The organism is Arthrobacter sp., from assembly GCF_031179985.1.
Lineage (GTDB): Bacteria > Actinomycetota > Actinomycetes > Actinomycetales > Micrococcaceae > Arthrobacter.
In genome coordinates this window covers 1-26,268 of sequence record NZ_JAPSHJ010000033.1, presented here as the reverse complement: position 1 = coordinate 26,268, position 26,268 = coordinate 1, and the positions used below count along the sequence as shown (strand labels likewise).

Genomic DNA, 26,268 nt, shown 5'->3' with positions numbered 1-26,268 from the left:
TGGGGTCACTAGCCCTTCTGGCCGGAGCCGCAGCAGCCTGGTTGGCCTACCGCGCCACAGAGCTGCGAACTGAAATGGCGGCTGTCAGCCAACTCGTGCCACAGTTCAAGGAAGAACTGCTGGCCAAGGACAATCAAGCGGCACAAAAAACACTCGATGAGCTACAGCTACACATTGATACGGCACGCGGAGCGGCGACCGATCCGCTGTGGAAAGCAGCCGGGGCCCTTCCGTTTGTTGGGCCGAACTTTTCAGTCACGGCAGAGCTGGTTCTATCGGCTGACGATGTGGTGGACCGAGCCGCCCAACCGATGCTGGGAGTTGTTAGCTCGTTGGACTGGCAGAAAATGACTCCTGTGAACGGCAAGTTCGACGTGGCGCCATTGGAATCGTCTTCACCCACAATCGTGGCCGCCGCGAACACAGTTGAACTGACTCATGCACGCTTGTCCGGTATAGACGATTCAGGACTGTTCCCCGAAGTCTCGCGTCCGCTCGCAGAAGCAACGCAATCGCTGGACGATCTCCGGCAGACGCTCAATACTGCCGCTGACACATCGCGAATACTGCCAGCCATGATGGGGGCAGCTGGACCCAGAAACTACCTGGTCCTGATCCAGAACAATGCTGAGATACGTGCGACCGGCGGACTGCCTGGCGCTCTGGCCGTGTTGCACCTTGAGGACGGTGAAATTCGGCTTGAGGCGCAGTCCACCGGTTCCGCAATGGGCAGGTTCACGCCTCCTGTTGACGTGGATCCGGTGCAGACTCAGATTTACTCAAAGAGGCTGGGAACCTTCATCAGCGACGTCAACCTCACTCCGGATTTTCCGACGGCAGCAAAAGCCGCTAAGTCCATGTGGGAAGCCCGGCAGGGAAGTCCGGTGGACGGTGTTATCGCCTTGGATCCGGTGGTCCTGGCCCACATTCTGAAGGCATCTGGCCCGCTTACTATCCCTATTCCTGATGCCGTGATAGCAAGCGGGTTGCCCACGACCTTGACAGAAGAAAACGTTGTAAAGACCCTCCTCTCCGATGTCTACAAGGAATTGGACAGCAATGAGCTACAAGACGCCTATTTTGCATCGGCTTCAAAAGAAGTTTTCTCGGCGTTGGCTTCCGGTAAGGTTCCTGGAGATCACCTCCTTGAAGCTTTGACGACCGGTGCGCAGGAGAACCGGTTGCACGTCTGGAGCAGCCATAAAGCAGAACAGGACATTATCGGGAAAACCAGCATCGGCGGCTCAATATCCGGACCCGCTGCCGGTGGGAATTCCTTCGGCGTGTTCTTTAATGACGGAACGGGTGCCAAAATGGACTACTACGTCAGACGCAGCGTGCAACTGATGGAAGAGTGCAAAACTGATGGTTATTCGGAAGTCACCGTTCGGGTGACTACGTCCAACACTGCCCCCATGGACGCAGCTACTTCCCTACCCGAATTAGTGACTGGTGGCGGGCGCTATGGCGTGCCTGCAGGAACCGTGCAAACCAACATCGTGGTTTATGGTCCTGCGCAATCACACATTGAAACTGCCCACGACAACGGCACAAAAGTTCCCTTCGGCTCTCACATTCACGCCGGACGCCCGGTGGGCATGGTGACAACCAGTTTGGCCCCCGGCCAAGAAAGTACTGTTGACTTTACTTTCGGAAAAATTGTTCAACATACAGAACCGAAAGCCGTAGTAACCCCCACTGTCCAGAATGTCAAGGATGTAATTCTTGACAAAGAAGAGAAAGCTTGCACCGCTGGCACTCGGACTACAGATTAAGCTCAAGTAATCGTCAGGATTAACCTTTGCGGATCATCAAGCCGAAGTGGTACGGTCAACTTTGGGATACATATTCGATAGTTCCGCAGTTGGTCTCACAGCGGAGAGGAATCTCCTCAATATCGGGTGAATATAGTTATACATCATGCCTCCGGGGGGACGCTCATGAAAAAAGCATTTTCAGCAATCGCACTCGCAGGATTAATTGCGCTCGTCGGCGCAGCTCCGTCTGTTGCCGCAAACTACCCGCCGCTTCCGCCTCAGGCTGCCGTATCTGACGGCACAGTCGGCCCCGGCGAGGACTTCGTCTTCCGCGGCCAGGGCATGCACGCCAACGAACCGCTCACCATTTCTGTTACTCCCGGCGCCCGGCCTGCAGCTACTGGCGCAAGCATTGCCGGTGGCAGCCAGACCGTCTCAGGTAAGATCAAGCTGCCGATGGCAACGCAGACGTTCAGTACAGTTGCTGATGCACAGGGCAGGTTCAGCATCACCCTCAGCATCGACACACCAGGTACCTATGCCCTCACCGCTACCGGCAATAATTCAGGCATCACCGTTGGTCCGGTTTACGTGACAGTTGTGGGAGAGGCCGCTCCTCTCGCAGGCACCGGTGGCGCACCTCTGGCCAACACGGGTACTGACGCCAGCCTCCTCCTGTGGGGAGCAGCGGGAATTGGTGCCCTCGGCCTCGGCGCTGGAGCCGTTGTTGTCACTCGCCGCCGCGCTAAGGCTGAGACCGTAGCCTGGTCGCAATAAGTACATCAAAAACACGAATCACAAGGTGGGTGGTTCTCGGGGAAACCGGAGAACCACCCGCTTTTTTCGTCTGACTACCCGTATTCACCAAGTGCCACCCCGTGATAGTCATTTGCCTATGGGGCGACACTGGCGGAACACCAATGTAAGACCGGGCAGAACCATCACTCTGCCGCCACGGACGTGGCATCCCTACATTTGGCTGGCGGTGTTGGCCCTGGGCGCTGTAGGAACAGCGGCAATTGCCTTGGCGAGGACAACCTGACCGCTGGAAAGTACCCAGCTCGGAGGGTGAATCCCTGGGGCTGGGTACTCGTCGCTTATTTCGCAGCACTGGCAATCATTGGATACTGGCCCACACCTGTTGATGAACCTGCCTGGGAGGCATTGGAGGCCTTTTTCGACTGGGCGCACCAGCAAGGCGCACCCCGCTGGTTTGGCTACAAGCTGCTGGAGGCAGGAGCCAACGTGCTCCTCTTTATTCCTGTGGGCGCCCTGTGCGTGGCCACTTTCCGGCGAAACACCTGGTTCCAGAACGTCGCAATCGGAGTGATGGTGTCCGCGTCGATGGAGCTGGGGCAGTTCCTGTTCCTCAGCCGTCGTGACCCAAGCCCTCGGGATCTCGTCACTAACGCCACAGGAACAGTGATAGGGATCTTTCTCGTCTATGCCATGGCCTGGTGGCTTAGAAGGCGGCAGGCCCAACGCGACCAAGCGGCGCACTGAACCTGCCTAAAACTCTAAGAACAAGGAGGTCAGTTCACAAAGGCCTTCATCCATGCCCGGAGCTCTTCGCCGAACTCCACGCGCTCCGCTGCCAGCGTGATCACTGCCTTCAGGTAACTCAGCTTGTCCCCCGTATCGAAGCGCCGGCCCTTGAACACGACGCCGTACACGCCACCGCCGTCGCCGTTCACTGCGAGCGACTGCAAAGCGTCGGTCAACTGGATCTCGCCCCCGCGCCCGGGCCCGGTCTTCTCCAGAACGCCGAAAACGGAGGGATGAAGCACGTAACGGCCAATGACAGCGAGGTTGGAAGGAGCCTCATCTACTGACGGTTTCTCAACGAGGCTGTTTACCTGAACGTAGTCTTCGCCCTCCACCACTGAGATATCCGCGCAACCGTAGGCGCTGATCTGCGAGGGGTCCACCTCGATCAAGGCAATGACCGAACCGCCTGTCTTGGCCTGAACCTCGATCATGGTGGTGAGCAGCTCATCGTGCTCGTCAATGAGGTCATCCCCGAGCAGGACGGCAAAGGGCTCGTCACCCACGTGCTGGCGGGCGCAAAGAACAGCGTGACCCAGGCCCTTGGCTTCGCCCTGGCGGACATAGTGGATGGGCCCAAGCTCAGACGAGTGCTGTACGGCCTCCAGACGTGTCCTGTCGCCCTTCTCCTCGAGGGCACGCTCCAAGGCGGGAGTCCTGTCGAAGTGATCCTCCAGGGAACGCTTGTTGCGCCCGGTGATCATGAGCAGGTCCGTGAGTCCGGCCTTGACGGCTTCCTCCACCACATACTGGATTGCCGGCATATCAACCACCGGCAGCATTTCCTTCGGCATGGCCTTGGTGGCTGGCAAGAACCGGGTTCCCAGCCCTGCCGCCGGAATAACTGCTTTACGAACTTTCCCCATACTCATCTTTGAACCTTACAATCCGGCTTGAAAAAGCGAAATCAGCGATGGGAAAAACGAGTACCAAGACAGGTACTACTTGGGAAGGGCCCAGGGGAGCTCGACCAGCGGGACGGAGGCCGTTCTTCCTTCTTCCAACGGGAGCTCCCCAGGCCCTTCAAGTAACTAATGTGGCGGGAGGACTGAAGGTCTCAAGATCAGTCCTGAAACTACAAAGTGCACTTTCCACTTCTAGGGGCGGGATACAGAAGAACCCTGGGGCGCTCAACCACTATATGAAGGCCGTTCTTCCTTCATCCCCCAATGGGAGCGCCCCGCGGGTCCTACAACTGGTTAATGTGGCGGGTCCCCAAAAGGTCTCGCCTATTTTCACAATCATTTTCCTAATCCGTTCCAGGCCCGTATTCAGCCTGCCTTACACACCAGTTCCCTTAAAGTTCGGAACCCGCTTTTCCTGGAAAGCCCGGAATCCCTCGGCATAGTCAGCCGTCTTGCACAAGCGGGCCTGCTCGGCATTTTCTTCTTCCATGGCTTCCCAGAGTCCCAGCCTCTCGTCACGGATATGGGCCACCAATTCCTTGCTCACATTGAAGGCTCCCGTGGCCCCAGAGGCTACGCCGGCGACTATCCGGCGAGTTTTCTCCAGCAATTCACCCTTGGGCATGGCACGGCTGAACATTCCTTGGGCCACAGCCTCGGCTCCGCTCATCAGTTCAGCTGTGTAAATGAGGTCCAGCGTCCGGTGCATTCCCAGCCGTTCCGTGAAGTACCAGTGCCCACCTGAATCCAGGGTGGCGCCAAGCTTCGCGAACGGGGAGCCGAATTTGGCGTCCTCGGCCACGTAAACCACGTCGGTAGCAAGCAGCAGGCCCAGCCCGACGCCCAGGCAGGCGCCCTGGGCGGCCGCAAACGTCGGGGCCGGGAACGCGCTCATCTTCTGCAGCAGCGGCTGCACCAGTCCGCCCAGGTAAGCGGCGGCGTCGTCCGTCTCTGGCGTCACGCCGGAAATATCCCGTCCCGCGCAAAAGGCGCGTCCCTCACCCCTCAGCAGCAGCGCCCGCACATCCCCGCTGGAGGCGGCGGCAGCGGCGTCGTCGTACGCTTCGGCCAGATCCCGGAGCGCCTGCTCATCCAGCGAGTTCAGCTTGTGCGGGGCGTTAAGCACTATCTCGGCAACGCCGTCGGCTGTGGACAGGGAAATCATGGGGCTCCTTGAGGGTTCACCGGACGGTTGAAGGGGCGGGCTCGGCTGACGGGCCCAGCGGCGGAGCTAAACGTCGAAGTCCACAGTGACTTCCGGCGTCGTGGGATGCGACTGGCAGGTCAGGACGTAGCCCCTGTCCAGCTCATCCTGCTCCAAAGCGTAGTTTTCGTCCATATTCACGCTGCCGCTGACCAGTTTGGCGCGGCAGGTGCCGCAGACTCCCCCGGCGCACGCGAACGGGACGTCTGGCCGGACGCGCAGAGCCGCATTGAGGACGGATTCGCGGGCGTGGGTAGGGCTGGCCACCTCGCCCTGCAGACCGTCCAGCTTGAACGTGATCTTGTACGTTTCCTTGGACTCGTCCGCCACCACGGGACGGCCTGCATTGCCTTCAGGGCGGTCCGGTTTGCCCGAGGAGAACAGTTCGAAGCGGATCTGCTCAGGCTTCACTCCGCGCTCGGCAAGGGTGTCCCGGCACAGCTGCACCAGTTCGAACGGCCCGCACAGGAACCATTCGTCGACGTCGTCGGCATGGATGGCGGTGCCCAGCAGCGCCTGAAGCTTCTCGGCGTCGATCCTGCCGGTCATCAGGGGCGCGATCCGTTGCTCCCGGGACAGCACATGGTGAAGCGCCAGCCGGGAAGGGTACTTGTCCTTCAGGTCCGCGAGCTCCTCCAGGAACATCACGTCCATGGCCGCCTTGTTGGCATAGATCAGGTCAAAGCGGGTATCCGGATGGGCAGCCAGCAGGGTGCGGGCTATGGCGATCACGGGGGTGATGCCGGAACCGGCCGCGATGGCCACAAAGTTGCCGGGCTGCCCGTCCCGCTCGCCGGCCATCTCCAGCGGGTTGTTCATGGAGTTCATCAGCTTCTGCTCCACGGCCTTCCCATCCTTGCCGTGCCGGGAGACGAACGCACCCATGGGGCTCATGACGTCCAGCGTGTCCCCCGGCTTGAGCTCGGCATTGGCCCACGTGGAGAACAGCCCGCCGAGGTCCTTCTTGATGGCCACCCGGATCTCGCTGCTGCCGTCCTCGAAGGTCCGCGGCTCGGCGCAGATGGAGTAGCTGCGGCGGACCTCGTGCGGCTCGCCCTTCTCATCCGGCAAGGTGGTGCGCAGGGCCACGTACTGGCCTGGGAGGTAGTCGAACTGCCCGGCCAGCTCCGGCGGCACCCCGAACGTCACCTCGATCGCGTCCTCCGTCAACCGGCGGACTTCCGTCACGGTGAGGGTGTGGAAGGACGCACGACGGCGGCCGGTGGCTGCGGCCGACTCAGCGGCAGTCTGGCGGACAACAGTCATGGGACACCTGTTCCTTACAAAACTTTGAAGTAGTCGAACGGTTCCCTGCAGTCCTGGCAGACATACAGGGCCTTGCAGGATGTGGAGCCGAAGCGGGTGAGTTCCTTGGTGTTCAGGGAGGAACACTGCGGGCACTTGACGGCGAGGGTCAGCCGTACCGGGCCTGCATGCCGCAGAGCCGCGGCCCGCCCGCTCGGTGGCGCGATGCCGTACTCCCGCAGCTTCGCCTTACCGGCCTCGCTCATCCAGTCAGTGGTCCAGGCCGGTGAGAGCACCAGGTCCACTTCGACGTCGGCGTAGCCTTCTTTGGCGAACGCGGTCTTGAGGTCGTCCCGGATGGCGTCCATGGCCGGGCAGCCCGAGTAAGTTGGCGTGATGGTGACCCGGACCGTCTGGTGAGTGCCGCCGTCGGGCTCCCTTTCCTTTAGGATCTCGACGTTCCGCAGGATGCCCAGGTCCTCGATGGTGAGCACCGGGATCTCGGGGTCGCAGACAGTCGCGGCGATGCTCCACGCGCGCTGCCGGGTCTGCTGCTTTTCCTGAGGCTGCGTCTGTTCCCGGGTTATGGTCACGGCGGTCACCACTTAGCTCCCGGATGTTCGCGGGCCAGAACCTGCATCTCAGCAAGGATGTAGCCCAGGTGTTCAGAGTGCCGTCCCCGCCGTCCGCCGCCCGGTGCTGCCGGAACCTGCGGAACCTCCAGCTCGGCTTCGGCGAGCACCTCGCCTGTCAGGCGGTCAAAGTCGCCGCGCAGGCTGGAAGGTTCGACGGCGACACCGGCTTCAGCCAGGCGCGTGGTCAGCTCATCGTCGAGGAAGAGCTCATCAACGTAGGGCCAGATGAGCTTGAAGGCGTGCTGGATCCGACGGCGGGATTCCTCGGTCCCGAGGGCCAGGCGAAGTACCCATTGGGCGCTGTGATCCCGGTGGTAGTCCACTTCCTTCACGGCCTTGGCGGCGATAGCGGAAAGAGTGGAGTCCTTGGATTCGGTGAGCCGGCGGTAGAGCTCGAACTGGTAGTAGCTCACCACGAACTGGCGGGCAATGGTGACCGCGAAGTCCCCGTTGGGCTGCTCAACGAGGTGGGCGGAGCGGAACTCGGGCTCGCGCCGGAAGTAGGCGAGATCGTCCTCGCTCTTGCCCCACGCTCCCCCGGCGTAGCTGAGGAAGGAACGGGCATGGCCCAGCTGGTCGAGGGCGATGTTTCCCAGGGCCACGTCCTCTTCCAACTCAGGAGCCCGGGAGATCCAGTGGCCCAGTCGCTGGGCGAGGATCAGCGCGTCATCACCCAGCCGGAGGGCATATTCGGCCGCGTCTTCGGCGGGCTTGACCAGCCCGGTGCTGACCTCAAGCGCAATGTCCTCGGGGCGCAGCGCATTACCGGGAGTGATGCGGGTGGCTGACTCTGGACCCACGCCGACGAGGGCCCCGCTGCGAGCTTGCGAGTCGTGGGAGTCGGTGGGGATCACAGGTGCTTCACGCCCTCGCTCTTGGTGTAATACGTGGCGTGGCGGTAATCCTTGCCCTGGGGTGACTCGAAGAACGCGCCCTTGGCATCAGGGTCACTCGAGGCAATGGCGTCGGCCGGGACCACCCAGATGGAGACGCCCTCGTTCCGGCGGGTGTAGAGATCCCGGGCGTTGCGCAGGGCCATGGCGGCATCCGGCGCGTGCAGGGACCCGGCGTGAACGTGCGACAGGCCGCGGCTTGAGCGTACAAAGACTTCCCACAGAGGCCAGGCGCTGCGGTGGCCTTGGCCCGTCTGGGCCTGACTCTGGGGTGTGGCCTCCGGTGATGTGGTGCCGGGGGCTGTTGCAGTGCTGTTTGTTGGAGCGTCGGTTGGGGCCTGGGTTGTGGTCTCGGTTGGGGCCGACGACGAGTCCGACCCGCCGCCAGCGCTCGCTGGCATCTCCGGATTTCCGTGTGGTGGTTTCATGCTGCGAGTTCCTTTTCTGCCTGCTTGCGACTCTGCTTTTCGGCGTAGGCGGCTGCTGCTTCGCGCACCCATGCGCCGTTGTCGTGGGCCTTGCGGCGACGCTCAAGGCGCTGCGCGTTGCAGGGGCCGCGGCCGTCGAGTACTTCCTTGAACTCGTCCCAGTCCAGGGGTCCGTGTTCCCATTTCCTCGTTTCCTCGTTGAAACGAACCTCACTGTCCGGCAGGGTGAGCCCGAGGATCCTGACCTGCTCCACCATCATTCCGACGAACCGGCTGCGCAGCTCGTCGTTGCTGAAGCGCTTGATGTTCCAGGCCATGGATTGCTTGGAGTTGGGGGAATCGTCGTCGGGAGGGCCGAACATCATGAGCGACGGCGCGTACCAACGGTTCACTGCGTCCTGGGCCATCTGCTTCTGCTCAGGCGTTCCATTCGCAAGTTCCAGAAGGATCTCAAAGCCCTGGCGCTGGTGGAAGGACTCTTCCTTGCAGATGCGGACCATCGCGCGTCCGTACGGTCCATAGGATGCCCGGCACAGGGGCACCTGGTTGCAGATGGCCGCGCCGTCCACCAGCCAGCCGATGGCGCCCATGTCCGCCCAGGTCAAAGCCGGGTAGTTGAAGATGGAGGAGTAACGGGCTTTGCCTGCGATGAGGTCATCCATCATCTGGTCGCGCGATTGGCCCAGGGTCTCGGCAGCTGAGTACAGGTAGAGCCCGTGGCCTGCCTCGTCCTGGACCTTGGCCATGAGGATGGCCTTGCGCTTGAGGCTGGGAGCCCGGGAGATCCAGTTGGCCTCAGGCTGCATCCCGATAATCTCCGAGTGGGCGTGCTGGGATATCTGGCGCAGCAGAGTCTTACGGTAGCCCGCCGGCATCCAATCCCTGGGTTCGATCCGGGAGTCCTCTGAAATGATGCGGTCAAAGTATGCCTGGCCTTCAGCCTCGAGGGCGGCCTCGTCCTGCTGTGACTGCAGAATCTGCGATGCCATTGGTTGCTCCTATGCATTCCGAACGTCAGTAAATAATTACCGACCGTTCGTTCAGGATATGCGGAACGGCCGAGGAGCGTCAAGCAACAGCTGTTCAATACGGCCCCGCCGCGCTGGCGGTTCGGCACGTGCCCGTGGTGTTCCTGCGTGTTAAGTTGAAGTCCAGGAATCACCCGATCTCCCCGCCCTCCGGAAGTAGCCCTCACCTTTGGAAACACCCGCACCAGGCACCGTTCGAATCCTGACCGTCTGCACCGGCAACATCTGCCGCTCGCCCGTGGCGGAACGGCTGCTTCAGGCCGGGCTGGACCAGGTACTCCCCGGCGGATTCGTCGTTCGGAGCGCCGGGACCAGGGCAATGGTCGGGGACCCCATCCAGCCGCTTTCGGCCGAAATCATCACCCGGTACAGCGGGAACCCGGAGCAGTTTGCGGCCCGCCAACTGACACCCAAAATCCTCCGCGACACGGACCTGGTGCTGACCATGTCCACCGGACACCGCGGCGAAGTCCTCAAACTGGACCCCTCGCTCCTGCGGCGGACTTTCACCATCCGGGAGTTCGCCCGGATGCTCGAGGTGCTCGAAGAGCGAGGCGAGTCGGGAACCGAAACCGGTGTGCCGCCGTCGGACGCGCACTCCTCACGTGGTGACGTCAGGACTCTCTGGCAGGAGCTCCCTGGGCGGGCAGCGTCAGTACGCCACCTGTCCTTGGCTGCGGACCCAGCTGATAATGACGTGGTGGACCCCTACCTGCGCAGTGCCGATTACTACAACCGGATGGAAGACGAATTGGCGCCCGCAATCCTCTCAGTCCTTCGTTTTGCGCGGCTGAACGCCCCGGCAAAAAGGTAGCCCGCAAGCAGTATCGAGACCCGTGCTGGTACCTATTTCGCGGCGAATTCAGAAGTGGTACCGTCCCGTCATAGGCACGGTGTGGAGGGTGCCAGGCCCGGAAAATGTAACTGAAAAGGGTCATCCCAGAGGGGGTTCCTGCCTTGAGCATCCCATCCGATCCCGGTGGCGAATTGCGCCGGCCTCAACTGTTCCTTGCCATGGCCCTGTCCTTCGTACTGGTGCTTGGCGTCATCAGCGCAGCCCTCTTTTTCAACCGGCAGCCCACATCCAGCCAGGGTCGTTCCCCTACGGAAACATCAACTCCGAGTGTGACGGCGACGCCAACTCCCACGCCCACGCCGACTCCTGCGGCCCCACCGCCGCCCCCGCCGGAGACCGAACCCCCCAGGGCCGCGATGAACATCCTGCTGATCGGCAGCGACATCCGCGGCAACGCACGTGAGGCAGAAGCCGCACGGTCTGCCACAGGCCAACGGCCCGATCACCGCGCCGATGCCCTCATGCTGGTTCACGTGCCTGCTGACAGGCACGCCGTCTATGGTGTCTCACTGATGCGGGACATGTGGGTGAATATCCCGGGCTACGGCGGGTCCAAGATCAACGCGAGCCTCGAAGCCGGCGGCGTCCCGATGGTCACCCAGACCGTTGGCTCGCTGCTGAACACCCCGATCCACCACACCGTCCTGGTGGACTTCGAGGGCTTCAGGTGGATGGTGAATGCTGTGGGCGGCGTCGAGGTAAATGTGACGGTGCCATTCACTTCCACCAGCGAATCCCGGCATTACTTTCCGCCTGGAATGAACCGTCTGATGGGAAATGAAGCCCTGCAGTTTGTCCGTGAGCGCTATGCGTTTTCCGACGGCGACTACCAGCGGGTCCGCAACCAGCAGACCTTGCTTCGCGCGGTGCTGACAGAGGCGCACAAGAAGAACTGGCTGGCAGATCCAGCGGCAGCCCGGAGCCTCATCTCACAGGTGTTCCCGCTCATGACGGTTGACCAATCCATGGATGCCACCTCGCTTGCCTGGCTGGCCTACAGCCTTCGCAGCACCGGTCAGGTTGTCTTCTTCACGCTGCCCACTGCCGGAACAGGATTCTCGCCCGACGGCCAATCCATTGTGCTGCAGGACCCGGCTGCTACCGCCGCCGTGGGCGCAGCCTTTGCTGAGGGCAGGATCGGGGAGTATGTGGCTGCCAACGGTTTGGGCGGTGGGAACTAGGTGACTGCGCGAACTTTTTCTTGACGGACTTCAACCGCCGGGCGGAAACTTGGCGCATGCAAAGAGACAACGAGCCACATGCTTTGGTGGCTGTCATCGACCGTCTGGCCGAGCGTTTCCCGAACAAGCCGCGCCCGACGATCGAGATGGTGGTGGCTGAAGAACACGGCCTGCTAAACGCAGGCCCCATCCGCGACTACATTCCCGTACTGGTTGAAAGAGCGGCCAAGCGGCGCTTAGCTGACTAACCAAGTCTCTGTCCATGGGCGTCCGGTATGGTTCGTAAGGAACTTAATATCGGGGGGAATCATGGAACTGTTTCGACTTACGTTGATCGCGGGCTTTCTTGTTGCAGGCGTCGCCGGTTGCACCTACTCGGACCCTTCTTCGGAGGCGGGAAGCACGCCCACGCAACCTCCGGCGCCCTCAAGTTCCGCCCCATCCACTATCCCAACGACATTTGAGGGAAAGTTCCAGTCCCAGGCTGCCGCCACTAGCGGCTCCGTCACGGTTCAGGTCACAGACACGAGCGCGGTTCTTCAGTTGAAAGACATTTCAACCGGGCAGGGCGACGACCTCCGCCTCATGCTCAGCCCGGGAACTCTAAGCCCCAATGCCAGTGGAGAACTGGGACTCACGTCCCAGGATCTGATCGAGCTAGGGCAGCTCGACGGGTCCGGAAGCCAGCGCGTCGAAATGGACATCAGGCAGTGGTCCTCCCTGCCCTCACCAGTCAGGAGTGTGGTGATTTACAACTACGCCGACAGGACCGCCTACGGCACTGCCAACCTCATCGGCCAGCAAGTCATGCCAGGCGATAGGTAGCAGCGACGAGGCCGGGTACTGCAGGTTTGTAAAGCCTCCACCAGACCCGTCACGGGACACCTTCATTCGTTGACGTCCAGAGCTTCAGGAGGCCTCTCAGTCCTTGGTCGCCGCAAAAGAGAGGCTCATTACGCCAAACCTGTCAGTTGCGTTGCGGGCCCTGCCGGACAGAAATTCGTATGGATTCCTCTTTCGCTCTCCCAGCCGCAGCCCGCTGTCGGCGATTAGCTGCTGATACACATCTATCTGCTCAGCACCGCCGACGCACGCAGCCCACAAGTCCACATTGCAAACGATCTCGGGAGTCATGGGCTTCTTGGTGACAATGTCGGCAAAAACGAGCCGGCCACCTTTTCGCAGCACCCGTGCAGCCTCGCGGAACACGGCTGCCTTGTCCGGAGCCAGGTTGATTGCCCCGTTGGAGATGACGACGTCGAAGCTGGCGTCTTCGAATGGGAGCTCTTCTATGTGGCCTTGCCTGAAGTCCACATTGGGGAAGGCTCCGCCCTTTAGGAACCCGCTTGCCTTGTGGAGCTGCTCCGGCGTCATATCCAGGCCTATAACGGATCCACCGTGGCCAACAGACACAGCCGCAGCGAAGACATCCGCTCCGGAACCACTGCCAAGATCGAGGACACTTTCCCCCGGGGAAAGCCGGGCAAGGTCAAAGAAATAGCCCACTCCGGCGAAGGACTCCACGGCGCCGGCAGGGATGGCGTCGAGCAGTGGCACGGGGTAGCCGAGGCGTTCCGCCAGGGAGCGGCCCAGCTCAAAGTGATACTTCCCCTCCGGCGCCAAGGCCACCTGCCGGTAGACACCTTTGACCTTGGCCTCCAGGTCAGCGCGATCCACAGCCTCTCTCGCATTCCTCAGACCCGTCTCGATCAAATTTCCTACGTCGTTGCTGACGGTCTGCACTTCCTCCATTGCGGTTCGCCTCTTTCGACATGACACCAGGGGGCCGAGAAGCTCCGGGGCTTATTCAAGTAAATACTTGAATACTGTTCCTTGCCCGAGTACATTGTCAAGGAGTTACTTGAATAGTCGCGAGGGATACGCAATGAGCAGGCAGAAAAAGAGCAGCGGCACCCTTGGAAGCCGTGACGCTAAGAAGGAGCTGTTCGACGGTTTCGCATCCGTGGCCAAGGTGATGAGCAGTGGAAGACGCGCGGAGATCGTGGACATCCTGGCGCAGGGTGAGCGTCCGGTTGATGAGATCTCACATGAAATTCGCCAGAGCATCGCCAACACGTCCCAACATCTGCAGCTGCTATTGCGCGCAGGACTCCTCAAGAGCCGGCGCGACGGAACGAGAATCTACTACTCACTCAGCGGCTCAGCCGTGAGCCGGCTGTGGGCAGCCGTCCGGGACGTGGCTGTTGAACACCTTGCCGAACTTGAGGAGCTTGCCACGTCCTATCTGGGAGACCGATCCAGCCTCACCACCATGACGCGAAGCGAACTGCGTGAACGGATGGACGATGGCGACCTGATGCTCATCGACGTCCGGCCCGAGGCAGAGTTCAGAGCCGGCCATATTGCAGGCGCGTCCTCAGTGACAATCAAGGAGCTGGAGACCCGACTGGATCAACTGCCCAACGACAGACTGATCGTTGCGTACTGCCGCGGGCCCTACTGCGTCTATGCAGACAATGCCGTCCGGATACTGACTCGCCAAGGCATGAAGGCCGCACGGCTCGAGGACGGGTTTCCGGAGTGGAAAGAAGCAGGCCTCCCGGTGGAGGCCTCCAATACCCACGCATCCGGGGTATGACATGTTCCGGAACGAAAAGCCGAACGACGCGTCCCTGCCGCCTTTCGAGCGGCAGGGAGTGTTTCTCAGGCGGCCGTCGCCAAAGCGGGCAAGCGGCGTCCCGCCATAGTGTGCTTCCTGGCGTCGGCAACTGAGACGAGTGGTTTTTCCGCCGCGGGGGCCACGATGCGAAGTTTGCATTCGGACTGGAACGGATCGATAGATGCTGGCAGATGGTGGGTTTTGGAGCACTCGCGGAGCTGCTCCAGGGCGGCTGTGTCCACCTTTGCATGACTGACATCGACGACGACGTCAAGCCCTTCCCGCAGATGATTGGCACGCTTCACAACCACATAGAGTGCTTGGATGCTCTGGGCGGTCACATGACCTTGGGCGGCCACCTCGGCCTGTCCGCAATCCAGGTCCACGCGCACCAGTACCCGAAGTTTGTCGTTCAATGGAATCCCCCTCCATGGGTGGCCGCGACGCTGCGACCGAACCCCACAGTAGACAGCGCTATGTGATGTACGCAACAGCACCGTCATATTGATACCGGATTGCGTCAAAGAGCGCATTCCCGGAGCCCGTGCCAGGGCTCCGGACGAACAGTAGTAACCACTCCCTGTTGAGGAGAACTGAAATGCCTGCGGTAACCATAAAGGCCCTTGAAACAAAGTCCTTCGACGAACCCGACGAGAAGCGTCGCCCGCCGAAGACTCAGGTCGACGTAATCAACATCGGTGAGACTACGTTGGGCAGGTTCACCTTCGAGCCAGGCTGGCGCTGGTCCGAGACGGTCAAGACCGTGGTCCACACCGACAGCTGCCAGAGCAACCATCTGGGCTTCTGCACGGCCGGCACGCTCACCGTCGAGCTGGAGGACGGGAGTCGCACCACCATTCACGCCGGCGATGCCTACGCCATTCCTCCTGGCCACGATGCCTGGGTTGAAAATAACGAGACGTTCGTGGGCTACGAAATCATGAGCGCAGCCACGTTCGCCAAGCCAGCGTAGTTTTGCACTGAACCGGTTGCTCCGCCCCGCAAAAGTGACGCATTTCTGCGGAGGCCAAAGAATTTCTGCCGGGCCTGAGACCGGGTTTCAGCCCTCAGCTGGAACCCGGTTCAGCCGGAGGCGCACAACGGACCGTGGCGGTAGATTGTTGGAATGACCGAAACTCCGCTGCAGACCACCGTCGCCGCTCCGCCCGTTGCCAAGAGAGTCCCCACTGAGCGCACCCATCACGGTGACACGTTCGTGGACAACTACGAATGGCTCCGGAACAAGGAATCCGCAGAAGTTGTGGAGCACCTGAAGGCCGAAAACGCCTACCAGGAAGCAATGACCGCCCACCAGCAACCCCTGCGCGAGGCCATCTTCCAGGAGATCAAGGGCCGCACCCAGGAGACGGATCTCTCCGTGCCCAACCGGAAGGACGGCTGGTGGTACTACACCCGCTCAGTCGAGGGCAAGGAGTACGGTATTTCCTGCCGCGTCCTCGCCAGCAACACCGGCAACCCGGTGGCCGACTGGACCCCTCCCAAGGTGGAAGCCGGCGTTGAAATCCCCGGCGAGGAGGTTCTGCTGGACGGGAACGTGGAAGCCGAAGGCCAGCCGTTCTTCTCCATCGGCGGAACAGCTGTCACCGTGGACGGCCACATTTACGCCTACGCAGTGGACAACTCGGGCGACGAACGCTTCACCCTGCGCATGAAGGACCTCCGGACCGGCGAGATGCTGCCCGATGTCATTGAGAACGTGTTCTATGGCGTTGCCTTCTCCCCCGACGGCAGCCGGGTCTTCTACACGGTAGTGGATGATTCCTGGCGGCCGTACCAGGTGAAGGCCCACATTCTGGGCACACCCGTGGAACAGGACGCCATCATTTACCAGGAGGACGACGCCGCGATGTGGCTGGGCTTTGAGCTCTCCGCGGACCGGCGGCACCTCGTGCTGAGCATCGGCTGCTCGGAGTACAGCGAAACCCGGCTCCTGCGCTTCGACGATTACGACGCCGGGCTCACCACTGTCGTCTCCCGAAACGAGCGCGTCCTGTACGAGGCCGAGCCGTTCCTGCTCGAAGACGCCTCCGGTGCCAGCGCCGAGCAGATCCTCATCACGCACAACCGCAACGCCGTGAACTCCATGGTCTCGCTCATTGATCCTTCCGAACTGTCAAAGCCGCTGTCCGAGCAGCACTGGACCACCGTCGTCGAACATTCCGACGACGTCCGCGTCAACGGTGCCGGCGTGACCTCAACCCACCTCCTGGTCTCGGTCCGCAAGGACACCATCGAGCGGGTGCAGGTGCTGCCGCTGGCCGGGCTGGGGACGCCTGCACAGGGCGCTCCGGTGGAGCCTGCCTTCGATGAGGAGCTCTACACGGCTGGAGTGGGCGGGTCCGACTACGAGGCGCCGGTGATCAGGCTGGGCTACACGTCCTACTTCACGCCGTCGCGCGTCTATGACTTTGTGCTGCCCACAGAGGAACAGCCGGCCGGCGAGCTTCTGCTGCGCCGGGAAAGCCCGGTGCTGGGCGGCTACTCCGCCGCTGACTATGTGGCCACACGGGAGTGGGCAATCGCCGACGACGGCACCCGGATTCCGCTGTCAGTGCTCAGGCACGCTTCCCTCCAGCAGGACGGCACCAACGCCGGGCTGGTGTACGGATACGGATCGTACGAGATGAGCATGGATCCGGGATTCGGGATTGCCCGGTTGTCCCTCCTGGACCGCGGAATCATCTTCGTGATCGCCCATGTCCGCGGCGGCGGTGAGCTTGGCCGGCACTGGTACGAGGACGGAAAGAAGCTGCGGAAGAAGAACACCTTCACTGACTTTATCGCGGCCACCGATTGGCTGGCTGCCTCCGGCTGGGTGGACCCGGCACGGATTGCTGCGCTGGGTGGCTCGGCCGGCGGGCTCCTGATGGGCGCCGCGGCCAATCTCGCGCCGGAAAAGTATGCCGCAGTGGTGGCGCAGGTACCGTTCGTGGATCCCCTCACCTCGGTGCTGGACCCGGAGCTGCCGCTGTCCGCCCTGGAGTGGGAGGAGTGGGGCAATCCCATCACTGATCCCGAGGCGTACGCGTACATGAAGTCCTACGCCCCGTATGAGAACGTCCACACTGCCAGGTATCCCAAGATTGCGGCGGTCACCTCGTTCAACGACACGCGTGTCCTTTACGTGGAACCGGCCAAGTGGGTCCAGGTCCTGCGCGAGGCCACCACCGGCAGCGAGCCGATCGTGATGAAGATCGAGATGGAAGGCGGGCACGGCGGAGCCTCCGGCCGCTACGTCCAGTGGCGTGAACGCGCCTGGGACTACGCCTTTATCGCCGATGCCCTCGGAGCCACCGGGCTTCTGCCCGGAGCCGGGCTGAAGTAACCGTCCCCGGCGAGTTCAAGCATTTGAGCATCAGCTTACGGAAAGGCAGATCAATGCAGCTTGACGAAGTAATCGACCAGTTTCATAAGGCGCTAAATCAGTTTGCCCAAGGCGACCCGGAACCGGCAAAGGCCATCTGCTCCCACAGCGCGGATATGTCCCTTGCCAATCCTTGGGGCCCTCCCGCGGTGGGCTGGGACCTGGTGTCCGAGACCCTCGATTCAGCCGCCGCACGATTCAAAGAAGGACGAGTCTCTTCCATCGAGTCCCTCACCCGTCATGTCGCTTCCGATCTGGCCTGCTTTCTGGACATCGAACATTGGCAGGCGAAGATAGGAGGGAGCGACGAGGAATCCACACTGGACCTGCGCGTAACAAGTGTTTATCGGGCTGAAGGAGGCACGTGGGCGCTCGTCCATCGCCACGCAGACCCGATCATGAATCCCCGACCTCTGAATGCCGGGCCGCAGAGAGAAGGCTGAGCGCTGGTCTCGTAACCTCCCATCCATTGCTCCGTAAGTGCCCATTTGGCCCTCAAAACGGCACCTACGGAGCATTGGATGGGTTGGGGCGCCTGCTAGTACCGCATCGGCTCCTGTAAGACTTCCTCCGGCGGGACATCACCCAGGCGATGCGTCCGTTCCACGGCCTGAGCCACCATCCCGGCAAGGGAACCTGCCGCCAGCGCGGCCCGGCGCTGTATAGCCGCACCCGTTCCGCCAGCGAGGATGTCCCCGACAACACGCGCCACGGCTTCGACTTCTCCGGCCTCGGCCAAGGCCCGCTGTATGTGGTCCAAAAGCGCTGCGACCACCACGGCGGCGTCCCGTGGCTGGCCCGTGATCGGGTGGATCAGATCGCCTTCCACGCCCGACTTGCTGGCCTTCCACGAAGCCATGCGCAAGGCACTTGCCGGGACCTGTCGGGGTTTCCGGCCCGCTTTCCAGTCACGGGCGGCCGTCTGGACGAGCGCCCGGACCACAGCGGCTATCCCTGCTGCATGTTCGGCGTCAAGGCAGACATCAGCGATCCGCACTTCCACCGTGGGATGGTGCCGGGAAAGCCGGGCATCAAAGTAGATCATTCCGGGGTCGAGAGGAACACCCGTTTCCAGCAGCCGCGCCACTTCCCGCCGGTAGGCAGGGGCGGAGCCGAAGATCTCGCAGGGACCCGCTGTAGGCCAGCGGCCCCACAGCTGATACCGGTAACTGGCAAACCCGCTGTCGGTTCCACTCCAGAACGGCGAGTTGCTGCTCAATGCCAGGAGGACCGGCAGCCAGATCCGGATCCGGTCCAGAACAGCCACGCCTTCCTCTGCGGAGCCCACCTCCACATGGACGTGGAACCCGCACGTGAGCTGGTCCCTCATGGTCCTGCCAAAGCGCGACTCCATGGCGAGGTACCGGCTGGTCCGGACGATATGGGGAACCACCGAAACGGCTGAGGTTGCCAGTGCCACCGCCCTGGCACCGGCACTGGACGCCGCGGCATCGGCAAGGCGCCGGCCCTGCCTGATGGAGGACAAGGCATCGGCCATGGTCAGGGAGGGAGATCCAACCACTTCGATCTGTTCCTGCTTGACCTCAAGTTCAAGGAAGGCCGCATTGACAGCGGCAGGTTGGCCGGCAAGGGCCGAGGCTACGGCAGGCACCGGCTTGAAGGTGAGGGAATCCACAAGCAGCAGTTCCTCTTCGACCCCAAACTGGCGCAAATGCCCGGGCTGCTGATACTTCACGTTTGACCTCCATGGTCGAACGATGATTAGCGGGCCACCTGCACGACCCGGAGAGCACAAACCAATCCCTACCAGCCGGGTCCGAAGGATCTCCTCAGGCCAGGATGTGAAATCAATTATAAGGGGGCTGTCTAGGGCGTCCCCAGCGGAAGAGCTGAGAATTATCAGGCAGTTTCCTCAACGTTTAGCCAGGGCCGTGAACCGGCTTGATCGCTTGACCGCCGACGACGGCGGCAGTTGCCTCCGCGATGGCCTGCTCTTCGTCAGTGGGAACCACCAGCACAGGAATGGCCGAATCGGCTGCCGAGATGATGCGGGCCATTTTGGATCGGACCTGGTTAAGACCGGCGTCGAGCTGTATTCCCAGGGCGGTCAGGTGCTCCCCGACGAGGGCGCGGAACTGATGGGAGTTTTCGCCGATCCCTGCCGTAAACACGATGGCCTTGGCCCCGCCGGCCGCCACGTGGTAGCCGCCGATGTACTTCGCAAGCCGGTATGCAGCAACCGCGAGCGCCATGGACGCCTTGGCATCGCCGGCCTCGGACGCCTCTACGACTGACCTCATGTCGTTGTCCCCGGACAGGCCCTTGAGCCCGGACTGGCGGTTGAGCATCGAGTCGATGTCCTCGGTGGACCAGCCCGCGCGGGCCAGGAAAACGAGGATGGACGGGTCCAGGTCTCCGGACCGGGTGCCCATGACCAGCCCCTCCAAGGGAGTGAATCCCATGGAGGTGTCCACGGATTTTCCGCCTTGGATCGCCGTGACGGAGGCGCCGTTCCCCAGGTGGGCGATGACGCCGTCGAACTCTTCCACGGGAAGATCCAGCATGGCGGCGGCACGGTGCGTCACATACTCATGTGAGGTTCCGTGGAAGCCGTAGCGGCGGATGCCGTGGTTCGTGTAGAGCTCGTCCGGGACCGCGTACCGCCACGCGTGCTCGGGCAGGGTGCGGTGGAAGGCGGTGTCGAAGACGGCCACCTGCGGCATGTCCGGCCACTTTTTGGAGATGGCGCGGATGCCCAGCACGTTCGCCGGATTGTGCAGGGGCGCCAGCGGGTTGAGTCGTTCAATGGCCCGGGTGATCTCGTTGTCGATCAGGACGGGCTCGGAAAACCGTTCGCCGCCATGCACAACGCGGTGCCCCACGGCTGCGAGCTCCAGCTCCCCGAGTTCCTGATGGATGGCGGCATCCACCTGCTCCAGCGCCTCGGCGTGGTCCCTGGGCCCCATGATTTCACCGTCACCCTCGCCTCCGTTGCCCATGCCGATTTTCTCGATCAGCCCTTCGGTGAGCACGTTGGCGGCTTCCACATCACGGACCTGGTACTTGAGCGAGGACGAGCCGGAATTGATGACGAGGACGAGCACGGGGCCTCCTAAGCCTTCGGTTCTGCTGAAAGTTCTTGTATCGGAGCTTCGGCCGGGGCGTCCGGCAGGCTTACTGCTCCGGCGTCGCAGGGGGCCTGGCGCAGCGCCCATAAGTTCCACTATAAATTGCCGGGCCGGCAGTTCCGTGACTCGCCCGGCCACGATACGGTTGCCTTGCGGATCCTGTGGGTGACGCCGAGAGTCGGCGGACACCCTGGACACCCCGAGAGGAACCTCCCATGACGAAAGACACCACGCAGCCGGACAACACCACGCCTGAGAACATCGAGGCCCATACCGAAACGGCCCAGCCGCCCGCAGGCGGCACAGAGGGCGAAAATCCTGCTCTGGACGATACGGGCCGCAGCAAGGCAGCTCCGGGCGAAGCCGCGAAGGGCAAGGATGCTGATGACATGGAACTCACGCCCCTGGGTCTTTCGGACGAACCGGCCAAAGAGGAGGACCCGGAGAGCTTCGCCAAGCCCGAAAACAGCTAATTCTGCGGTAGGGACTGGGCTGCCGGAAGCTGTGTGACTGTCACCTGGGCCTGAATGGCGGTGATGGCCACAGTGTTGACGATGTCCTCCACTGTGCAGCCGCGGGAGAGATCGTTCACCGGCTTCCGCAGCCCCTGCAGGACAGGTCCGACGGCTACCGCCCCCGAGGATTGCTGCACCGCCTTATAGGTGTTGTTGCCCGTGTTCAGATCGGGGAAGATGAACACGGTGGCCTGGCCGGCAACTGTTGATCCCGGCATCTTGGACTCGGCGATCGCGGCGTCCACGGCGGCGTCGTACTGGATGGGACCTTCGACAGCCAGATCCGGCCGCCGGTCCTTGACCAGTTCGGTGGCCTGCCGGACAGCCTCCACTGCCTCACCGGAGCCGGATCCACCGGTGGAGTACGAGAGCATGGCAACCCGCGGCTCCACCCCGAACTGGGCAGCGGTTTCAGCCGAGGCCAGGGCGATGTCGGCGAGCTGTTCCACGTTCGGATTCGGGTTCACTGCGCAGTCCCCGTACACCAGCACGCGGTCCGGCATCAGCATCAGGAACACCGAGGACACAATCTTGACGCCGTCGCGGGTCTTCACGAATTCCAGCGCCGGCCGGATGGTGTGGGCCGTGGTGTGGGCGGCGCCGGACACCATCCCGTCCACCACTCCCAGCTGGACCATCATGGTGCCGAAATAGCTTTCATCGTGCATCACCTCAAGCGCCTTAGGGAAGTCAACGCCCTTGTGCGCGCGCAGCTCGGCGTACTTCCTGGCAAATTCTTGGCGCCACCGGGAGGTGAGCGGATCCACGATGTTGATCCCGGTCAGGTCAATCCCCTGGCTCGCCGCGAGCTCCCGGATGTCCGCTTCCCGCCCCAGCACCGTCAGATCGCAGACATCACGCCGTTGCAGGATCTCGGCTGCCCGCAGTATCCGCACGTCCGTGCCTTCGGGGAGCACAATGTGCCGTCGCTGCGACCTTGCCCGCTCAACCAGGTCGTGCAGGAAGCGCAGCGGCGTCATCCGCTCCGCACGTGGCAGGTGAAGCCGCTCCACCAGTTCCGTTTCGTCCACCCGCCGGGCCCACAGGCCGAGGGCAGAAGCAACCTTCCGGCGGTGGCCGGACCAGATCTCGCTGCGGACCTCGGAGACCTGCTTGGCTGTGGTGTACGTATCGTGCGGCGCCGTGAACACGGGGAAGGGTGCCTGCGCCAGGAGTGAATAGATGGTGGGATCCGGGGCGAGGTTGCCGGTGAGGATCAGGCCGGAGGGCACCGGAAACTCCGGGGAGAACGACGATGCGAGGCAGGCCACCATCACGTCCGCCCTGTCACCCGGAACGATCACCAGGGCGCCGTCGTCGAGCACGTGCAGGAAGTTGGCCACATTCATGGCCGCAACTTTGTTGGAGTGGACATCCCGTTCCATGTCCTGGCGCCCTGCTACTTGGCGGATGCCGAGGGCGGACGCCACTTCCCCGATGGTGGGCCGGGCAATGTCCTCGAGCTCGGGTAGGACATAGACCGGGCGGCCGGATGCGCCGGGACGCACGGCTGCGGTGATGGCCTCAAGATCGCCGGCATCGGCGCGGTTCACCATGATGGCCAGGAGGGAACAGCGCTCCGCCACCAGTTCCTTGCGGGCTACCTCGACGGCGTCCGCTGCTTCCGCCACGGTGCGGCCTTTTGCCCCCACAACGGCCACCACAGGGGCGGCAAGATTGTTGGCAAGGCGGGCGTTGAGATCGAATTCGACGGCAGCATCCTGGCCGGTCAGGTCGGTGCCTTCAACAATCACCACATCGCAGTGACGGGACATTTCCGCGAAGATCTCAACACACCGGGTGTCGATCTCGGCCCGGTTGCCCTCGGCCAGGAGCTTCCTGACTTCAGTGGAGGTCAGGCCACCACGGCATCGTTGATCGTCCAGGTCGAAGCGGGCCCTCATCAGCGCCACCATGGGATCAGCCGAGGGCTCATCCCCGTGTACCACCGGCTTGAAGAACCCGATCCGGTCCGCGTGCCTGTGGAGCGTGTCCGCCAGGCCCAATGCAACGAGCGACTTCCCGGAGCCTGGAGTTGTTGCGCTGACGTAGATCCCTTTAGCCATGGTCCACCCTTGATTGTGCTGGTCCCGTCCCACCATACTTTCACCTCTTGACAGCCACCACCCAAATGGGATTACCTAATGAACATTCGGTAAATAAAGCTGGAGGCAATGACGCATGGCTGAACTCACCATCCCTGGCGCCGCTACAGGCACCTCCCAAGAGCAGGCCACCACCCATCCGATATTGAAGGACGACTACGCCTCCGAATGGATGGGAATCGAAGTCCTCGCGCTCGGTGAAGGCCATGCCACCATCCGGATGACCCTCCGCCAGGAAATGCTCAACGGCTTCGGTATGGCGCACGGCGGAATGATCTTCGCCTTCGCCGATTCGGCCTTTGCGCTCGCCTGCAACCCGGTCAACCCGACAGCAGAGGAGGCGGACACCATCACTGTTGCCGCCGGCGTCGACATTAACTTCCTGCAGCCTGCCTATACAGGCCAGGTGATCACCGCCATCGCCGATCTCCGGGCGAGCGCGGGGCGAACCGGGCTCTACGACATCCGGATCTTTGCTGCCGACGCCGGAACTCCCGCCGCGACGGCGACGCCAACTTCCGACGCCGTTGCCGCCTTCGCTCCAGGCGACCTCATCGCCGAGTTCCGGGGGCGCAGCCGGACCATCGCCAAGAAACAGAACCCCACCAGGCAATAGAACGCCTCCAGGCAACAGAACAGAGAACCATCATGACCCTGCACGCCACCGAGCCCGCATCAGCTTCCAGCGATGCAGTCCTGGACCGCGAAGAAACCATGTCCCGCGACGAACTGGAGGCCCTGCAGCTCAAGCGTCTGCAGGACACGGTGGCCTACGCCTATGAGCGGGTGCCCCTGTACAAGCGCAAATTCGACGAGGCCGGGATCCACCCCAGCGATTTGGCGGATTTGGCCGACCTCGGAAACTTCCCCTTCACCACCAAGGAGGACCTCCGGCAGGAATACCCGTTCGGCATGTTCGCAGTGCCGCAAAACGAGGTGGCCCGCGTCCACGCCAGCTCGGGCACCACCGGCCGCCCCACCGTGGTTGGCTATACCAAACAGGACCTCGCCGACTGGGCCAAACTGGTGGCCCGCTGCCTGCGCGCTTCCGGCATCCGCCCTGGAATGAAAGTCCACAACGCCTACGGCTACGGCCTCTTTACCGGCGGCCTGGGGGCACACGCCGGAGCGGAAGTCCTCGGCTGCACCGTCATTCCCATGTCCGGCGGGCAGACCGAGCGCCAGATTCAGCTCATCCAGGACTTTGAGCCGGACGCCATTCTGTGCACGCCTACCTACCTGCTGACCATCGCCGACGCCATGGTGCACGCCGGGATCGACCCCGCCTCGACGTCCTTGAAATACGCCGTGCTGGGAGCGGAGCCATGGACCGAGGAGATGCGGCACGAGCTTGAAGCCACCATGAACATCAAGGCCTGCGACATTTACGGGCTCTCCGAAGTCATGGGCCCGGGAGTGGCCGGGGAAGCCGTGGAGACGCAGGACGGCAGCCACATCTGGGAGGACCACTTCCGCCCTGAAATCATCGACGCGTTCAACCCGGTGATTGGCGTGGACGCGGTGCTGGGCGATGGCGAGCACGGCGAACTGGTGTTCACGTCCCTCACCAAGGAAGCGCTGCCCATCATCCGTTACCGCACCAAGGACCTCACCCGGCTCCTGCCCGGTACCGCCCGCCCCGCGCACCGAAGGATGGGCCGCATCACTGGCCGCAGTGACGACATGATCATCCTCAGGGGCGTCAATCTGTTCCCGTCCCAGATCGAGGAGATTGCACTGCGGATCCCGGAGTTGAGCCCGCACTTCCAACTGGAACTCACCCGCCCTGAAGGCCAGCGCATGGACCAGATGACGGTCAAGATCGAGCGGCGGGAATCGGTAACGCCGGAGCAAAGCTCGACGGCGGCACGGGCGTTGCAGGAACAGATCAAGATCCACGTGGGTTCATCGTGCGAGGTCGCCGTGGTGGAGCCTGGAACGCTGGAGCGCTCAAGCGGGAAGCTGCGGAGGATCTACGATCTGCGGCCCAAGGGCCAACACAGCCAGGCCGCGCCAACCGACCGTTCATGAGAAACTAGCCAACATGTCCAGTACAGAAGCACCCACGAAGCGCGGCCGGCCCGGTTACGACCAGCAGTCGGTGCTGCTGATTGCCGTCGACGTTTTCAACAAGCACGGCTACGACGCCACGTCGATGGGGATCCTGGCCGAGAACCTGGGCATCTCCAAGTCGGCGATCTACCACCACGTCCCGTCCAAGGGCGATCTGCTCAAGCTGGCTCTGGAACACGCCCTGGGCGGTTTGGAAGCCATCCTGGAAGAGCCGGAGGCCAAGGAAGGTTCCGCGGAGGCGCGGCTGGAATTCGTGCTGCGCCAGACCATCTCCGTGCTGGTGGACCGCCTGCCGTTCGTGACTCTGCTCCTGCGCCTGAGGGGCAATACGGAGATCGAGCGGAACGCCATGGAACGCCGCCGGGCCTTCGACCACATTGTTGCCGGCTTGATCTCCTCGGCCCAGGACGAGGGCTCCATGCGCAAGGACATCGACCCGCGCACGGTGACCAGGCTCCTGTTCGGAACGATCAACTCGATCGTGGAGTGGTACAAACCGGCCGGTTCCCTGTCCCCCGAAAAGCTGGCCGACGACGTCATCGCCATGGCCTTCCGCGGGCTCCACGCCAACCCCTAACCGGACGCTCCCTCACATCCTGCGGGCGTTTCCCGGACGCTCCCTCACATCCTGCGGGCGTTTCCCGAACGCTCCCTCACATCCTGCGGGCGTTTCCCGGACGCTCCCTCACATCCTGCGGGCGTTTCCCGAACGCTCCCTCACATCCGTGAGGCTCCGATCAGCGTGGCTGGGAAGGATTGGTAGGTACGCCCTGAGAAGGCGGGTTCACCGGTGGCCCGGAAGTG

Annotated in this window: 27 protein-coding genes; 15 read left to right on the top strand and 12 right to left on the bottom strand. The window is 62.5% G+C overall.

The window, feature by feature from the left end; translation table 11 throughout:
* The first annotated feature begins 41 nt into the window (after positions 1 to 41).
* From RIN13_RS14440 to RIN13_RS14430, 3 genes are all read left to right on the top strand, one after another.
* Entirely contained in the window at positions 42 to 1,775 is a 1,734-nt protein-coding gene (locus tag RIN13_RS14440; protein ID WP_309108034.1) for a DUF4012 domain-containing protein, read from the top strand.
* Between the two features lie 165 nt (positions 1,776 to 1,940).
* Complete coding sequence (locus RIN13_RS14435; protein ID WP_309108033.1) at positions 1,941 to 2,534, top strand: LPXTG cell wall anchor domain-containing protein; 594 nt, start codon at positions 1,941 to 1,943, stop codon at positions 2,532 to 2,534.
* 291 nt (positions 2,535 to 2,825) lie between these two features.
* Positions 2,826 to 3,260, top strand: a complete 435-nt coding sequence (locus RIN13_RS14430; protein ID WP_309108032.1) for a VanZ family protein — start codon at positions 2,826 to 2,828, stop codon at positions 3,258 to 3,260.
* Positions 3,261 to 3,289: 29 nt separating this feature from the next.
* Here the strand turns inward: RIN13_RS14430 and galU are convergent, their stop codons facing one another.
* The 7 genes from galU to paaA form a co-directional block, all read right to left on the bottom strand.
* On the bottom strand, positions 3,290 to 4,174 hold the full coding sequence (gene galU, locus RIN13_RS14425) for a UTP--glucose-1-phosphate uridylyltransferase GalU (protein ID WP_309108031.1): 885 nt from the start codon (positions 4,172 to 4,174) through the stop codon (positions 3,290 to 3,292).
* A 409-nt stretch (positions 4,175 to 4,583) separates the two neighbouring features.
* Positions 4,584 to 5,372, bottom strand: coding sequence for an enoyl-CoA hydratase/isomerase family protein (locus RIN13_RS14420; RefSeq protein WP_309108030.1), 789 nt, complete (start codon positions 5,370 to 5,372; stop codon positions 4,584 to 4,586).
* Positions 5,373 to 5,438: 66 nt separating this feature from the next.
* On the bottom strand, positions 5,439 to 6,677 hold the full coding sequence (gene paaE / locus RIN13_RS14415) for a 1,2-phenylacetyl-CoA epoxidase subunit PaaE (RefSeq protein WP_309108029.1): 1,239 nt from the start codon (positions 6,675 to 6,677) through the stop codon (positions 5,439 to 5,441).
* Positions 6,678 to 6,691: 14 nt separating this feature from the next.
* Complete coding sequence (gene paaD, locus RIN13_RS14410) at positions 6,692 to 7,258, bottom strand: 1,2-phenylacetyl-CoA epoxidase subunit PaaD (RefSeq protein ID WP_309108028.1); 567 nt, start codon at positions 7,256 to 7,258, stop codon at positions 6,692 to 6,694.
* Positions 7,255 to 8,142 carry a 1,2-phenylacetyl-CoA epoxidase subunit PaaC gene (gene paaC, locus RIN13_RS14405; RefSeq protein WP_375164778.1) on the bottom strand — a complete coding sequence of 296 codons (888 nt, stop codon included), beginning with the start codon at positions 8,140 to 8,142 and terminating at the stop codon, positions 7,255 to 7,257. Before paaC ends, paaD begins: the two co-directional genes overlap by 4 nt.
* Positions 8,142 to 8,612 (bottom strand): 1,2-phenylacetyl-CoA epoxidase subunit PaaB, encoded by a 471-nt coding sequence (gene paaB / locus RIN13_RS14400; protein WP_309108027.1) that lies wholly within the window; start codon positions 8,610 to 8,612, stop codon positions 8,142 to 8,144. Before paaB ends, paaC begins: the two co-directional genes overlap by 1 nt.
* Positions 8,609 to 9,601: a 1,2-phenylacetyl-CoA epoxidase subunit PaaA gene (paaA, locus tag RIN13_RS14395; protein ID WP_309108026.1), complete on the bottom strand. Its 993-nt coding sequence runs from the start codon at positions 9,599 to 9,601 to the stop codon at positions 8,609 to 8,611. The genes paaB and paaA overlap by 4 nt, the downstream gene beginning before the upstream one ends.
* Positions 9,602 to 9,809: 208 nt before the next feature.
* On the opposite strand from paaA, the gene RIN13_RS14390 reads away from it, so the two are divergent.
* The 4 genes from RIN13_RS14390 to RIN13_RS14375 all read left to right on the top strand — a co-directional run bounded on the left by RIN13_RS14390 (position 9,810) and on the right by RIN13_RS14375 (position 12,502).
* Positions 9,810 to 10,454, top strand: a complete 645-nt coding sequence (locus RIN13_RS14390; protein ID WP_309108025.1) for a low molecular weight phosphatase family protein — start codon at positions 9,810 to 9,812, stop codon at positions 10,452 to 10,454.
* Positions 10,455 to 10,597: 143 nt separating this feature from the next.
* Positions 10,598 to 11,677 carry an LCP family protein gene (locus tag RIN13_RS14385; protein ID WP_309108024.1) on the top strand — a complete coding sequence of 360 codons (1,080 nt, stop codon included), beginning with the start codon at positions 10,598 to 10,600 and terminating at the stop codon, positions 11,675 to 11,677.
* A 56-nt stretch (positions 11,678 to 11,733) separates the two neighbouring features.
* Positions 11,734 to 11,925, top strand: a complete 192-nt coding sequence (locus RIN13_RS14380; protein WP_309108023.1) for a three-helix bundle dimerization domain-containing protein — start codon at positions 11,734 to 11,736, stop codon at positions 11,923 to 11,925.
* Positions 11,926 to 11,986: 61 nt separating this feature from the next.
* Positions 11,987 to 12,502: a DM13 domain-containing protein gene (locus RIN13_RS14375; RefSeq protein ID WP_309108022.1), complete on the top strand. Its 516-nt coding sequence runs from the start codon at positions 11,987 to 11,989 to the stop codon at positions 12,500 to 12,502.
* Positions 12,503 to 12,598: 96 nt separating this feature from the next.
* On the opposite strand, the gene RIN13_RS14370 is transcribed toward RIN13_RS14375, so the two are convergent.
* Positions 12,599 to 13,429: a methyltransferase domain-containing protein gene (locus tag RIN13_RS14370; protein WP_309108021.1), complete on the bottom strand. Its 831-nt coding sequence runs from the start codon at positions 13,427 to 13,429 to the stop codon at positions 12,599 to 12,601.
* 133 nt (positions 13,430 to 13,562) lie between these two features.
* Between RIN13_RS14370 and RIN13_RS14365 the strand changes: the two genes are divergently transcribed.
* Entirely contained in the window at positions 13,563 to 14,276 is a 714-nt protein-coding gene (locus RIN13_RS14365; protein ID WP_309108020.1) for a metalloregulator ArsR/SmtB family transcription factor, read from the top strand.
* Between the two features lie 65 nt (positions 14,277 to 14,341).
* Here the strand turns inward: RIN13_RS14365 and RIN13_RS14360 are convergent, their stop codons facing one another.
* Entirely contained in the window at positions 14,342 to 14,713 is a 372-nt protein-coding gene (locus RIN13_RS14360; protein WP_309108019.1) for a hypothetical protein, read from the bottom strand.
* Between the two features lie 182 nt (positions 14,714 to 14,895).
* On the opposite strand from RIN13_RS14360, the gene RIN13_RS14355 reads away from it, so the two are divergent.
* From RIN13_RS14355 to RIN13_RS14345, 3 genes are all read left to right on the top strand, one after another.
* The gene (locus tag RIN13_RS14355; RefSeq protein WP_309108018.1) at positions 14,896 to 15,270 is read left to right on the top strand and encodes a cupin domain-containing protein; all 375 of its coding nucleotides are present in this window, start codon (positions 14,896 to 14,898) and stop codon (positions 15,268 to 15,270) included.
* A gap of 153 nt (positions 15,271 to 15,423) precedes the next feature.
* Complete coding sequence (locus RIN13_RS14350) at positions 15,424 to 17,643, top strand: S9 family peptidase (protein WP_309108017.1); 2,220 nt, start codon at positions 15,424 to 15,426, stop codon at positions 17,641 to 17,643.
* 53 nt (positions 17,644 to 17,696) lie between these two features.
* On the top strand, positions 17,697 to 18,125 hold the full coding sequence (locus tag RIN13_RS14345) for a nuclear transport factor 2 family protein (RefSeq protein WP_309108016.1): 429 nt from the start codon (positions 17,697 to 17,699) through the stop codon (positions 18,123 to 18,125).
* A gap of 95 nt (positions 18,126 to 18,220) precedes the next feature.
* On the opposite strand, the gene RIN13_RS14340 is transcribed toward RIN13_RS14345, so the two are convergent.
* Together RIN13_RS14340 and RIN13_RS14335 are read right to left on the bottom strand one after the other, a co-directional pair.
* A complete protein-coding gene (locus RIN13_RS14340) occupies positions 18,221 to 19,378 on the bottom strand; it encodes a glutamate--cysteine ligase (RefSeq protein ID WP_309108015.1) in 1,158 nt (385 codons plus the stop codon).
* A 184-nt stretch (positions 19,379 to 19,562) separates the two neighbouring features.
* Positions 19,563 to 20,747: an acetate kinase gene (locus RIN13_RS14335; RefSeq protein ID WP_309108014.1), complete on the bottom strand. Its 1,185-nt coding sequence runs from the start codon at positions 20,745 to 20,747 to the stop codon at positions 19,563 to 19,565.
* A gap of 239 nt (positions 20,748 to 20,986) precedes the next feature.
* Here RIN13_RS14335 and RIN13_RS14330 point away from each other — a divergent pair, with 239 nt between their 5' ends.
* A complete protein-coding gene (locus RIN13_RS14330) occupies positions 20,987 to 21,244 on the top strand; it encodes a hypothetical protein (RefSeq protein ID WP_309108013.1) in 258 nt (85 codons plus the stop codon).
* Here RIN13_RS14330 and pta read toward each other — a convergent pair.
* Positions 21,241 to 23,352 (bottom strand): phosphate acetyltransferase, encoded by a 2,112-nt coding sequence (gene pta, locus RIN13_RS14325; RefSeq protein WP_309108012.1) that lies wholly within the window; start codon positions 23,350 to 23,352, stop codon positions 21,241 to 21,243. The genes RIN13_RS14330 and pta overlap by 4 nt on opposite strands.
* Positions 23,353 to 23,467: 115 nt before the next feature.
* Between pta and RIN13_RS14320 the strand changes: the two genes are divergently transcribed.
* The 3 genes from RIN13_RS14320 to RIN13_RS14310 are packed head-to-tail and all read left to right on the top strand — an operon-like array spanning position 23,468 to position 26,041.
* A complete protein-coding gene (locus RIN13_RS14320) occupies positions 23,468 to 24,007 on the top strand; it encodes a hotdog fold thioesterase (protein WP_309108011.1) in 540 nt (179 codons plus the stop codon).
* 32 nt (positions 24,008 to 24,039) lie between these two features.
* Positions 24,040 to 25,422, top strand: a complete 1,383-nt coding sequence (gene paaK / locus RIN13_RS14315) for a phenylacetate--CoA ligase PaaK (RefSeq protein WP_309108010.1) — start codon at positions 24,040 to 24,042, stop codon at positions 25,420 to 25,422.
* 13 nt (positions 25,423 to 25,435) lie between these two features.
* On the top strand, positions 25,436 to 26,041 hold the full coding sequence (locus tag RIN13_RS14310) for a TetR/AcrR family transcriptional regulator (RefSeq protein ID WP_309108009.1): 606 nt from the start codon (positions 25,436 to 25,438) through the stop codon (positions 26,039 to 26,041).
* The last annotated feature ends 227 nt before the right edge of the window (positions 26,042 to 26,268 follow it).